Genomic DNA, 12,394 nt, shown 5'->3' on the forward strand with positions numbered 1-12,394 from the left:
ATTATTAATCGTTATCCCATATCAGTCGGCTATCCAGCCACTCGACGGACAATATGGTCAAAATAACGGCGGCGCCAAAATAGAACGCCGCGGGTCCCATGGTAAAGGCAAGCAATTGGTCGCGGTTAACCAGCGACATGGTCAGGGCGATGACGAACAGGTCGAGCATCGACCAGCGACCGATCCAGTTCATCAGACGTAATAACCGCATACGCGTCATCTGGCTGTATTGCACCCGAAAATGAATACTGAGCAACAGGAAAGAGGTGATGACTACCTTGCTGAACGGCACCAGAATACTGGCGATGAAAACCACCAACGCCACGGGAATATTCCCGGCGGCCAGTGACATAATGCCTGAGAAAATCGTGTCTTCCCGGCGAACGCCGTTGACGTAAATCACCGAAATCGGCATCAGATTGGCGGGCAGCAGCAAGATGACGGCGGAAATCAACGCTGCCCAGGATTTTTGCAAGCTATAAGGACGCCGCCGCGTGAGTGGGGTATGGCAACGTTGACAGCGGCCCAGATTATCTGGCTCGGCGGTAAAATGGCAGGACAGGCAGACCAGCGCCTGCGGCGAGTTCGTGACGCGCTGTGGATAGTAGCGCTGCCAGAGTTGCTCGCTATTCAGATGAATCAATGTCAACAGACTGAGCGCTATCAGCGCCAGAAATGCCAGCAACCCGTTGCCGGGCAGGACCTCGGAAAATTCACGTACTTTAATTGATGCGACCGCCAGACCGACCAGATACACATCCAGCATGACCCACTCTTTCAGGCGTTCGAAGAGCAGCAGCACTGGGCGCAGGTTCATGCCGACACGGGGGGCGAAAAACAGATACAGCAGGGCGAATACCAGCGTCAGTGGTGCGCCGATAGTACAAAATGCGACGATGCTGGCGGTGACCGGGTGTCCCTGACGCGTGATTTGCCAGATGCCTTCCAGCAGACTGGCACTGATTGATACGCCCAGCAAGCGGATATTAAGCAGTGGCTCGGTATAGGCGAAGGGCATCAGCACCAGCATGGCAAATGCCATTGCCGCGAGTCGGGAAATAGGCCAGTCTCGACCGCTGCCGATGCGCGCCGCGCAGCGCGGACAATGGCCATGTTGATGGCGTTTAAGCCGGGGCAACATAAATAATTGGTCGCATTGTGGGCAACGTTGCAGGCGGCGCGGCGCGGTTGGCGGCAAATCAGCCGGCCCGGCAGACGGGGCGGCGTTATAAATTTTCATATTTCCTGCAAGAAGGTTAACAGGACAGGTATTATCATAGTGTAACTGAATGATGAATGACACAAAATCACTGCTACTCTTGTCAACTAATTGTCAGCTAATTATGAGGGTGACATCAAAAGGTAATTGGTGCGGCAACGGCAAGATGCCAGACGATGGAATAGAAACCACATCTGGTGGCAACGCTGTGTGGTGAAAGTTGGGCTGACAAGAGAAATCCTGTAGCATCCTGATGCGAAACTTTATGTAATGTGACGTGGGCGTCAGCCGTTGGGCGTTCCATAAAAACAATTTCTGCCTATTGCAAGCGATGAAAAAAGAACAATTCTACGATGAACTGGTACGTGATCTGACTGCGCTGATTGCCGGTGAAGATCGCTTCCTCACGATTTTATCAAACAGCAGCGCATTACTGTTTGAACGATTGGATGGTGTGAATTGGGCCGGCTTTTATTTGCTGGATGGCGATACGCTGTTTCTGGGGCCGTTTCAAGGGCGCCCGGCTTGCGTGCGTATTCCAGCAGGGAAAGGGGTCTGTGGTCGGGCGGTCGCGGAAAACCGTATCCAACGGGTTGGCGATGTGCATGAGTTTCCCGGTCATATCGCCTGTGATGCCGCCAGTAATGCCGAGATAGTGCTGCCGCTGACGGTCGATGGACAGTTGATTGGCGTACTGGATATCGACAGCACCGTTTATCACCGTTTTGATGCAGAGGATGAAGACGGGCTAAACGCTGTCGTGGCCGTGCTATGCCGCCAATTGTCACAAAGCGACGTGCTGGCTTTCATCAATTCTCTTACGTTGCGACAAGGATAACGTAGCAATTGCCGATGGCGTCATTATAATGACGCCTGTTCATGCCTGCGCTGGTTGGCAAACCCGTTGTAATCAGGAAATTTCATGGAAAATCAACCTAAGTTGAACAGTAGTAAAGAAGTGATCGCCTATCTGGCAGAGCGTTTTCCGCTCTGTTTCACGCTTGAAGGCGAAGCGCGTCCGTTAAAGATTGGTATTTTTCAAGATCTGGTCGAACGCGTGTCCGAATCCGAACACGTCAGCAAGACGCAGTTGCGCTCTGCGCTCCGTCTGTATACGTCGAGCTGGCGCTATCTGTATGGCGTCAAGCTAGGTGCCCAACGTGTCGATCTTGACGGTAATCCCTGTGGTGAGCTTGAGCAGCAGCATGTAGAACATGCGCGCAAGCAACTGGAAGAAGCCAAAGCCCGCGTTCAGGCACAGCGTGCAGAACAGCAGGCGAAGAAGCGTGAGTCCGGTGAGGCTGAGCCATCCCGCCCACGCCCGTCTGCTGGCAGAAATGCCCCGCGCCGTGAGCGCGATGCCGCTGGCACTGCACCACGCAAGCCGCGTCCATCTTCTCCCCGTTCCGCACAGACTGCTTCTCCGTCATCCGATAAATCCCAGCCCCGTCAGCCGAAAGCAGCCCGTGCGGCACAACCGGAACGGCAGGCGGTGACGGATATTTCCAGCCTGCAGATAGGCCAGGAAATCAAAGTCAGGGCTGGTAAAAATGCCATGGATGCCACTGTGCTTGAGATCGCCAAAGATGGAGTCAGGGTACAGCTGGCTTCTGGTATGGCGATGATCGTACGCGCAGAACATTTACAGTTCTGATACGGAGGCCGACCAGGGCATGAACAAATTTGTTAAAGCAGTCGCGTTAACCTGGCTTTTGCTGTCTGGATGCACGCTTGCCAGTGAGAATATCACTCGTGCGGATCAAATCCCTCAATTGCAGCCGGAAATGCAACATGCCACCGTCAGTGAACGTGTTGCGTCTCGGTTCCTGCGTTCCCACTATCGTCAGTTCATGCTGGATGCGCAGTTTTCCGGCAAGATCTTTGATCGCTACCTCAACATGCTGGATTACAGCCATAACGTGTTGTTGGCTTCCGACGTGGCGCAGTTTTCCGGTCAAAAAGGCGAATTGGGCGATAACCTGAAAAACGGCAAACTTACCCTGCCGTACGCCATGTACAATCTGGCCCAAAAGCGCCGTTTCGAACGCTATCAGTACGCGCTGACGCTGCTGGAAAAGCCTATCAATCTGAACGGAAACGATTTTATTGATCTTGATCGCGCCAAAGCGCCCTGGCCGCAAAATGTTGATGAACTCAACGCGTTGTGGGATGCCAAGGTCAAATATGACTGGCTGAGTCTGAAACTGACCGGCAAGGCCGATGCAGAAATCAAGGAAACGCTGACCAAACGTTATCAGTTTGCCATTCGCCGTCTGGTACAGGCCAACAGCGAAGACGTGTTTCAGTTGATTATGAATGCCTTTGCGCGGGAGATCGATCCGCACACCAGTTATCTGTCGCCACGCAATACTGAACAGTTCAATACCGAGATGAGCCTGTCGCTGGAAGGCATCGGCGCGGTGTTGCAGATGGATGAAGATTACACCGTCATCAACTCCATGGTGCCGGGTGGCCCGGCGGCGAAAAGTAAACGCATTAGTGTTGGTGATCGTATCGTGGGCGTAGGTCAAGCCGGCAAGCCGGTGGTCGATGTGATTGGCTGGCGTCTTGATGATGTGGTGGCGTTGATCAAGGGACCGAAAGGCAGCAAAGTGCGTCTGGAAGTGCTGCCGGCAGGCAAGGGCACTAAAACGCAAACCATCACGCTGACCCGCGAGCGCATCCGACTGGAAGATCGTGCGGTGAAAATGTCTATTAAGGATGCCGGTAAAGACAAAGTCGGGGTGCTGGATATTCCCGGTTTCTATGTTGGGCTGACGGATGACGTGAAAGTTCAGTTGCAAAAACTGGAAAAAGAGCACGTCAGCAGCATCATCATTGACCTGCGTGGCAACGGCGGCGGTGCGCTGACGGAAGCGGTCAGTCTGTCTGGATTGTTCATTCCCACCGGGCCGGTAGTACAGGTGCGCGACAACAACGGTAAAGTGCGCGAAGACAGCGATACTGACGACACCATTTATTACAAAGGTCCACTGGTGGTGCTGGTTGATCGCTTTAGCGCTTCGGCGTCGGAAATTTTCGCGGCAGCGATGCAGGATTATGGCCGTGCGCTGATTGTTGGAGAACCGACCTTCGGCAAGGGTACGGTGCAGCAGTACCGCTCTCTCAACCGCATTTACGATCAGATGTTGCGACCGGAATGGCCTGCATTGGGTTCTGTGCAATACACCATCCAGAAATTCTACCGCATCAACGGCGGCAGCACCCAGCGTAAAGGGGTCACACCCGATATCGTGATGCCAACTGGCAACGAGGTAGTGGATACAGGCGAGAAGTTTGAAGATAACGCTTTGCCGTGGGACAGCATCAAACCCGCCAGTTATACGGTGATGGGTGATATGAAACCGCTGTTGCCAGGACTGCTTGATCAGCATAACGCGCGTATCGCCAGGGACCCGGAATTCCAGTTCATCCAGCAGGATGTGGCCCGTTATCAGGAAATGAAAGCGAAACGTAACCACGTGTCGCTGAATCTGGTTCAGCGCCAGAAAGAAAATAACGAAGATGAGGCCACGCGTCTGCAGCGCATCAATGATCGGTTGAAGCGTCAGGGAAAACCGTTGTTGAAGACGTTGGATGATTTGCCGAAGGATTATCAGGACCCGGATGCGTACCTGAATGAAACCGTCCAGATTGCGGAAGACTTGTCTAAACAGGAAGCGAAACCGCAGTGAAGGTGTGCTGATTAGCAACGAGTAATCAATAAAAAGCCCGGTTCAGGAAAACCGGGCTTTTTTATGGACATCTTTCTCGATAAACAAGGTCGGGAAACGGTTCCTGTGACCGCCACAGGAACCTAAGACCGCAGAATTACCAGCCGACGCCAAGACCCAGCGAGTACAGCGTATCGTTGACGTTACCTTGAACGCTTTCGGTACGGTTGCGGGATACTTTCATACTGACGGATGACCAGTCGGTGACTTTGAAGCGCAGACCGGCACCCGCTTTCAAGTAGAGAGACGTAGTGCTGTCAAACGAACGGCCCACTTCACCATCGGTGAACAATTCGGTGCGTTTACCAAACAGGAAGCGGTTGTAGTCCCACTTCAGCCCACCAGAATAGAAGTTATCTTGGTTGTCATTCTGATAAATAAAGGTCTGAGAGTTTATCAGCGTGGTAATAGCGAACGCGCCCAGATCGTTATCCCAGAACTGGTAACCCGGACCCGTACCGACAGAACGGTTAATCTTGATGTTTTCCACCCAGTCGCGTTTGTATTCATAGCGACCCTGCCAGAACCAGTGCTCGTCAATGAATTTATCCAGCGCGTATTCCCCGGCGGCGTTTTTGGTGCTTTCCACATTGTCTTCTTTGGTCATGTGGTAGCTGGCATCCAGATTGTGACGCCAGGTGCCGTGACGCAGGCGGGTACTCAGCGTGGCATCGCGGTTGTCGGTTTCAGTGGAGCTTTTCTTGTGGGCCAGGCTAACGTCGATATTGCCTTTCCAGGAGAAATCCTCCACCCAGCGGTGTGGTACGACCATCGAATTGATATCAGACAGCGGCAGCGTTTCCTGACCGGCGCTGACCTGCTGACCATCTACGCTTGCCGGTTGGGCAACGATGGCGCGTGAACTGTCAGAGGCTTTGATCGAGGGATAAAGTACGCCTTTTTCGTAGCGTTGACCCTGGATCACCATCCCGTGGTCGGTTTGGAAGGTTTTGACTTTGTCCCAGGTGACCGACATGGTGTCGGCATAATCGGTTTTGATGAACAACTTGCCGCTATCCAGCAGCGTAATCTGGCCGCTGATCTTATCACCATTGGTTAACCAGATGGTGTCCGCATGGCTGGTGGAAATGCCTGCGGCACTGAGGGTGATGAACAAGCTCAGCGACGAAAGTGCGTGTTTGGAATATGTCATGATGTCAGATAAAACAGTGGGTGACTAAAAGTGAAAGACGCCGTTCAGACGGCCTGCCGATGTATCGATATACCGGTTAATTCCGGCGAGGCAAACATTAACAGGAATCGCGCTGCGCCTCTAGGTATAAGTGTCCTACAATTAGAATGGAAATTGTTATAAACGGTGTGATTAATGATTTACGGCTATAACGGTGACAACGATCACATCGCCGTGATATCACCGTAATAGCCGTTGTTATCAGGATCAGGCTGTGCTGTGGGAGGTTTGAAAACGTCGGGCCAGGAAACGTTCGGTCAGCGACTGCTTCATGCGCACCACGACCTGCTCCTGGAATACCACGCACAGTGCGATAGTCGTCAGCAGGAATACGCCATAGCCGGTCATAGACAATTCCACTTTTCCTGCCGCATCGATGCAGGCCGCCCAATTAGTGAAGCATTGCAACGGGTTGCCGCGCAGCAACTGTTCCAGCGTCCTGAACAGATTAAACAAAGGCACATGCAGGGCAAAAATCGACAGTGACGCTGCGCCTAAACGCGTTGCCCAGGTTTTCAACGTTTCACTGTTCGGCTCGCGGGCGTAAGCACACAGGCACACCAGCGCCACCTGCGCAGGCAATAACAAGCCGTTATGTAGCAGGAAATACCAGTAATGATTGCCATGCGTAAACAGCCAGGTCGCCACAATAAAGCTCAGACCGATAAAAACGCACCATGCTTTACGTTGTACATGGCTCAGTGTTGGTACGTTACCGTCCCGATATTGACGAAATATAGCGTAGGCCAGTATCCCGGCGAGAAATTCCGGTAGCCGCAACAACGGGTTGCGTTGCAGTAAGCCGGTATAGGGCACGCCATACAATTGATGCCATACTGCCCATATTGGCGGTAGCAGATACAGTAAGCAGACTGCTGCCAGCCACAGGTGCGGGTAACGGCTGGATGACAGCCGTGGTGCCAACATCGGGAACAGCAGATAGAAGAAAAATAGCGTTGAAATCGACCACAGCGGTGCATTGAAAGTCAGGAAATAGGGGTTCCATGCCTGTAGCATGAATAATTGCAGCAAGCCGTTAAAGGCCAGTTGAGCATTGTCCATATAATGGCGCAAGGTTTCCGGCGCGACGCTGGGATCGTTATTGTCGTAGATAACGAAGCGGGCGCTGGCAACCTGACCTTCCGGCGGAATCGCCAGCCAATGCATCAGGCTGACCGCTACGATAGAGGAAACCAGGCCGATGATATGGATTGGGTATAAATTAAATAACCGTCTGGCCAGAAAATGCCGGGCGGGTTCCCGCAACTGACCCTCGCGTAGATAGACATGCGTCAGAAGAAAGCCAGACAACACAAAGAAAGTACTGGTGGCGAAGAATCCCATGCTGGTCAGTTCGCTTAGAAAAGGAATTTTTTCACGCAGCGGGTAGACATGTATGGTGTGGTAGACCATGACATAACACCCAAGCAAAAATCGGAGCCATTCCAGCCCAATAAATCGTTCTCTGACTTTCATTCTCTTTTTCCTCTGGTTAATCCTGACGAAAGCGCAATGAAACGCCGAACAAAAAGTAAGTCTAAGAAAGAAATATGGGGAAATATCTAGGAAAATGGCGATAAAGTACTAAAAGTTATGAATTTGTGTTACTGGGCTGTTCTTTTGTAAATGGTTTGTGTTGGAGTGTATTGCAGTATTTTTGTGTGTGATTTTGCCGTATTTTGTGTGCGACTTTGCCGTAAGAAAGAAGAGAGCGCCAGCCATGTTCTGGCTGGCGTTGCTTGTTAAAATATTTTCTCTTGAACTACCCAGACGGCGGCTTCGACCCGTGAGCGTAACTTCATTTTTTTCAATAGATGTTTGACGTGCACTTTTACCGTGCTTTCGGTAATCGTCAGTTTGCGGGCGATGACCTTGTTAGGCAGCCCCTGGGCTATCAGTTTCAGAATATCTTTTTCGCGTGGGGTCAACTGCTGGATGTCTCTGGGGTCACTGCTGCGTGTTTCCCGCAGGCTGGCTGCCAGAACCGGCGTCAGGGTGTCACTCAGTACCATTTTCCCCGCAGCGGCTTGATGGAGTGCTACCAGCAGGTCTTCCGGCTCCATGTCTTTGAGCAGATAGCCGTCGGCACCGCTTTTAAACGCACTGATCACATCCTCTTCATGATTGGAAACGGTGAACACGACGATACGCCCGGATAACGAGGTTTCCCGCAGGCGGGTCAGGGTTTCCAGCCCGTTCATTCCGGGCATGTTCAAATCCAGTAAAATCAGATCCGGGTCGAGCTGTTCTGCCAGGGTCACGCCCCGTTCACCTTCACTGGCCTCACCGACAACACACAGGTCAGGCGCCATACTCAGCAACTGCTTAACGCCGTTGCGCAGCATCGGATGGTCGTCAATGAGCAGTACGGTAGCGGCGTCGTTAGTCATGGTTTTCTCCTGATAAAACGTGAGGCTGGCGATAGTCTGCCTGAAAGCGGACACACACTTCTGTGCCGCCGGAAACCAGGCGTTGGGCAGTACAGTCGCCGTGAAGGCTTCGGGCACGATCACGCATGATGACAAGACCGTAGTGATTAGCGCGATGGTGATCATCACTGATACCGATGCCGTTATCACGCACACGCAGCTCAATATACCCCTGCTGCTGGCACAGGGTGATGCTGACTGCGGTGGCTTGCGCATGTTTATAAGTATTGCTCAACGCCTCACGCACGATCTGCAGCAGATGGATGCCCTGATGAGCGGATACCGCTTGTAGTGGTAGCTGATAATCCAGAGTAATGGGGTAGCCAAGGCGTTGGCTGAATTCGTCCACCGTCGCCCGCAATGCGGCTAACAGACCGGACTCTGACAGTTTAAGCCGGAACGTGGTCAATAATTCACGCAACTGCCGATAGGCGGTATTGGTTTCATCGCGCATGGCGTCCAGTTGCTGTTGTATCTCCGGTGTGAGTGCAGTGTGCTGCATTTGCAGGCAACTGATCTGAATCTTCAGACAGGAGAGGGATTGCGCAATGGAGTCGTGCAGTTCGCGGGCAATGGTGGTGCGCTCCTCCATCAGCATCAGTTGTTGCTGATGGCTGGATTGCCGCTCCAGCGCTAGCGTGCTGGTGAGTTGTTCCAGCAAGGTATTGAGCAACTGGTGCTGGTCTGGCGTCAGATGCTGGTTATCGGGCAGTCGTGCCAGTACCACGCCATAGTGGCCGAGTTTGTCATGCAGATTCCAGCTTACCGACTTGCCTTCGGTTGCCGTATGCGCGGTGGAAAGGTGAGCACAGCGCTTGCAGTCACTGTCGGGGCAGGTGTCGGGGTTTGGAATCAGCGTCAGGTTCGAAGGTGTGACATGCGCCTGATGGTTATCTTCATAGAGTTGCAATTGAATATGGGTCAGCGGCATCAGTGCGCTGAGTTCATCCAGCACCGGCAGCAAGCGGCTACACAGCGGCGCATTGGTATGCAAGCGGCGACTGGAACGATAAAGAAACGCCAGTGTGTCGTTTTTTTGTTGTAAATCAGCAGTTTTTTCGATTACACGCTGTTCCAGGTCGCGGTACATTGCCGACAATTCATCGGACATATTATTCAGTGCCTGCGCCAGCCTGCTCATTTCATCCTGACCGCGTGGGGTCACCCGTTGATGAAATTCACCCTGGCCGATGGCCTGCGCCATCGACACCAGCTTACGCCAGGGCGTCAGTAGCCGGTGGCGCAGATAGAAAAAAGTGAGCAGCAACAACAACAGCATGATGCCGATAAACATGCGTTGCACCAGCGTAACCAAACGCAGGTGTGCTTCGGTTTTCTGGTCGATAGCCAACACCAGCGCATCCAGGTGGTGGACAAAGTCGGCTACCGCAGCAGCGGCATCAGCCGGGCGCTCAGCCTGACACAAGCGCGGTTTCAGTTGCTCTGCCCAGTAGTGCTGTAACGTGTTGAGTTGTTCACCTAGCTTTTCGCGTACCACCGCCTGACGCAGGTCGTCATCGTTTTCATCGCGCTCCAGTTCCTGCAAATACCGTTCGCTGTGGGCGTCGAGCGGCACCATTGATAACAGTCGGTAACTTTGCATACGCAGAGAACCGGCGGTATTAATGGCGTGTGCGTTGCCCTGAATACTTTGCGACATCCAACTGGAAACCGCCATGCCTGCAATCCCCAGCATTCCCAGCAGCAACATCAGCAGGGCTACCTGATTGACCAGCGAGAGTGGAAGCCGAAAGCGTCTTAACATGAGGAAACCGCCTGTGACGAACGAGGAAACGTGCTTGTGTGCTAAAGACTTTTGTGTACCCAAAAATGTTGTGTACCAAAGAATGTTGTGTACCAAAGAATATAGTGCGGATATGCATGGCGCATTGATGAGCGCCAAAAACCGTGCACGGCTGCTTGCCAAATGAGAAACGGATTCATGCAACACAAGGTTATTTTTTCTTATTTTCAGGGGTAACCCTATACCCATAAAGAGTTACCCCTCATTTTCCATTGGTGGGAGTAATAATTGCATCGCCAGAATAAATGAACATAACTGTATGAAACTGCAATATTAACTTGTGATTATCACTTACCTATTTAGTGGCGGATGTCATGGAGGGGTGTTTTTTTACCCAACAACCTGTTGATGTATATCAACTTTGTATCGGTCATACCTTCTAATGTGACGCGTAGTGATAAAGGTATTTTACTGACCGAGGCTTGTTATGACGCAGTCAACCATTACGCCAGGCGCTTCACGGCAGACTGTTATCCGGGAATGGCGCCCGGAAGATGTTCAGTTCTGGCAAAAACAGGGGCGTGGTATCGCGCAACGTAACCTGTGGATTTCCATTCCTTGTCTGTTGTTGGCTTTCTGTGTCTGGATGTTGTTCAGCACCGTGGCCGTCAATTTGAACAAAGTCGGTTTCCATTTCAGTACCGATGAACTGTTTATGCTGACGGCATTACCATCGGTATCCGGGGCATTATTGCGGGTACCGTATTCATTTATTATTCCGCTGGCAGGCGGACGCCGCTGGACCACCTTCAGTACGCTGATTCTGGTGATTCCGTGTGTGTGGCTTGGGTTTGCCGTGCAGGATCCACAGACACCGTACAACGTATTTATCATTATTTCGCTGCTGTGTGGATTCGCTGGCGCTAACTTTGCCTCCAGCATGGCTAATATCAGCTTCTTTTTCCCGAAAGCACAGCAGGGTGGTGCGCTGGGGTTAAATGGCGGGTTTGGCAATCTGGGCGTTAGCGTGATGCAGTTACTGGTGCCGGTGGTGATTTTTCTGCCGGTGTTGAGTTTCACGGGTAACGGTATCGTTCAGCCCGATGGCAGCCAGGTCTGGCTGCAAAATGCCCCCTGGGTGTGGGTGCCGCTGTTGCTTATCGCCTCGGCGGCGGCCTGGTTCGGTATGAACGATCTTTCTACCGCCAGGGCGTCGCTGAGCCAGCAGTTGCCGGTGCTTAAGCGTGCACATCTGTGGATCTTAAGCGTGTTGTATCTGTCGGCGTTCGGCTCGTTTATCGGTTTCTCCGCCGGTTTTGCCATGCTGTCGAAAACCCAGTTTCCGGACGTGATTATCCTGCATTACGCTTTTTGCGGTCCGCTGTTGGGTGCGCTGGCGCGTCCGGTAGGCGGTATGTTGTCAGACCGTTTCGGCGGTGTGCGGGTGACGCTTGTCAATTTCGTGCTGATGGCGATCCTGTCGTTGCTGTTGTTCACAGCGCTGCCGGGTGAAAACCAGCCCGGTTCCTTCCTGCTGTTCTTCGGCATCTTCATGCTACTGTTTTTAACGGCTGGGTTGGGGAGTGGGTCAACCTTCCAGATGATCGCGGTGATTTTCCGTGGCCTGACAATCGAAAGGGTGAACGCCGCAGGCGGCAGTGAAGAGGAAGCCCAGCGCAGCGCCGTGACCGATACCGCTGCCGCGCTGGGATTTATTTCCGCCATCGGCGCTATCGGCGGCTTTTTCATCCCTAAAGCGTTCGGCACATCGCTGGAGCTGACCGGCTCGCCCGCCGGCGCGATGAAGATCTTTGTGGTGTTCTACGTTGCTTGTGTACTGATTACCTGGCTGTGTTACGGACGTAAAGCCTGTTCTTGATCTGTGAAGTATCTTATGGCGTATTGCGTGGCGGCGAAACCTGATGCAATACGCGTTCATGCCGTCAGTGTGGAGCTGTCTGCACTGGCGGCGTTTGCCAATACGTCTCCCGCCTGATGACCACGTAAATTGTTACGCTTCCCCGATTTCCCCGATGTCGTAGAACCTGACATTCCATATTTGATAATCATCTCAGA

General features: G+C 52.6%; 9 protein-coding genes. 4 read left to right on the top strand and 5 right to left on the bottom strand.

The features are described from left to right. Positions 1–4 precede the first annotated feature (4 nt). Entirely contained in the window at positions 5–1,240 is a 1,236-nt protein-coding gene (yebS, locus tag Dpoa569_RS08495) for a membrane integrity lipid transport subunit YebS (RefSeq protein ID WP_042870855.1), read from the bottom strand. A gap of 310 nt (positions 1,241–1,550) precedes the next feature. On the opposite strand from yebS, the gene Dpoa569_RS08500 reads away from it, so the two are divergent. From Dpoa569_RS08500 to prc, 3 genes are all read left to right on the top strand, one after another. Then, the gene (locus Dpoa569_RS08500; protein WP_042873931.1) at positions 1,551–2,057 is read left to right on the top strand and encodes a GAF domain-containing protein; all 507 of its coding nucleotides are present in this window, start codon (positions 1,551–1,553) and stop codon (positions 2,055–2,057) included. An 84-nt stretch (positions 2,058–2,141) separates the two neighbouring features. Continuing rightward, on the top strand, positions 2,142–2,873 hold the full coding sequence (gene proQ / locus Dpoa569_RS08505; protein WP_042870853.1) for an RNA chaperone ProQ: 732 nt from the start codon (positions 2,142–2,144) through the stop codon (positions 2,871–2,873). Positions 2,874–2,892: 19 nt separating this feature from the next. Continuing rightward, positions 2,893–4,914, top strand: coding sequence for a carboxy terminal-processing peptidase (gene prc / locus Dpoa569_RS08510; protein WP_042870851.1), 2,022 nt, complete (start codon positions 2,893–2,895; stop codon positions 4,912–4,914). Positions 4,915–5,050: 136 nt separating this feature from the next. On the opposite strand, the gene Dpoa569_RS08515 is transcribed toward prc, so the two are convergent. The 4 genes from Dpoa569_RS08515 to narX all read right to left on the bottom strand — a co-directional run bounded on the left by Dpoa569_RS08515 (position 5,051) and on the right by narX (position 10,339). Further along, the gene (locus Dpoa569_RS08515) at positions 5,051–6,106 is read right to left on the bottom strand and encodes a DUF481 domain-containing protein (RefSeq protein ID WP_042870849.1); all 1,056 of its coding nucleotides are present in this window, start codon (positions 6,104–6,106) and stop codon (positions 5,051–5,053) included. Between the two features lie 246 nt (positions 6,107–6,352). Next, entirely contained in the window at positions 6,353–7,621 is a 1,269-nt protein-coding gene (locus tag Dpoa569_RS08520; RefSeq protein ID WP_042870847.1) for an acyltransferase family protein, read from the bottom strand. A 266-nt stretch (positions 7,622–7,887) separates the two neighbouring features. Further along, positions 7,888–8,535 (bottom strand): two-component system response regulator NarL, encoded by a 648-nt coding sequence (narL, locus tag Dpoa569_RS08525; protein WP_042870845.1) that lies wholly within the window; start codon positions 8,533–8,535, stop codon positions 7,888–7,890. Next, entirely contained in the window at positions 8,528–10,339 is a 1,812-nt protein-coding gene (gene narX, locus Dpoa569_RS08530) for a nitrate/nitrite two-component system sensor histidine kinase NarX (RefSeq protein ID WP_042870843.1), read from the bottom strand. The genes narL and narX overlap by 8 nt, the downstream gene beginning before the upstream one ends. A gap of 466 nt (positions 10,340–10,805) precedes the next feature. Between narX and Dpoa569_RS08535 the strand changes: the two genes are divergently transcribed. Continuing rightward, positions 10,806–12,197: a NarK family nitrate/nitrite MFS transporter gene (locus tag Dpoa569_RS08535; RefSeq protein WP_146411246.1), complete on the top strand. Its 1,392-nt coding sequence runs from the start codon at positions 10,806–10,808 to the stop codon at positions 12,195–12,197. Positions 12,198–12,394: the final 197 nt, after the last annotated feature.

It is taken from the genome of Dickeya poaceiphila, from assembly GCF_007858975.2.
Taxonomy (GTDB): Bacteria; Pseudomonadota; Gammaproteobacteria; order Enterobacterales; family Enterobacteriaceae; genus Dickeya; species Dickeya poaceiphila.

Coding starts and splice junctions, on each gene's coding strand:
- yebS (WP_042870855.1), bottom strand. CDS start 1,240: ATGAAAATTTATAACGCCGCCCCGTCTGCCGGGCCGGCTGATTTGCCG.
- Dpoa569_RS08500 (WP_042873931.1), top strand. CDS start 1,551: ATGAAAAAAGAACAATTCTACGATGAACTGGTACGTGATCTGACTGCG.
- proQ (WP_042870853.1), top strand. CDS start 2,142: ATGGAAAATCAACCTAAGTTGAACAGTAGTAAAGAAGTGATCGCCTAT.
- prc (WP_042870851.1), top strand. CDS start 2,893: ATGAACAAATTTGTTAAAGCAGTCGCGTTAACCTGGCTTTTGCTGTCT.
- Dpoa569_RS08515 (WP_042870849.1), bottom strand. CDS start 6,106: ATGACATATTCCAAACACGCACTTTCGTCGCTGAGCTTGTTCATCACC.
- Dpoa569_RS08520 (WP_042870847.1), bottom strand. CDS start 7,621: ATGAAAGTCAGAGAACGATTTATTGGGCTGGAATGGCTCCGATTTTTG.
- narL (WP_042870845.1), bottom strand. CDS start 8,535: ATGACTAACGACGCCGCTACCGTACTGCTCATTGACGACCATCCGATG.
- narX (WP_042870843.1), bottom strand. CDS start 10,339: ATGTTAAGACGCTTTCGGCTTCCACTCTCGCTGGTCAATCAGGTAGCC.
- Dpoa569_RS08535 (WP_146411246.1), top strand. CDS start 10,806: ATGACGCAGTCAACCATTACGCCAGGCGCTTCACGGCAGACTGTTATC.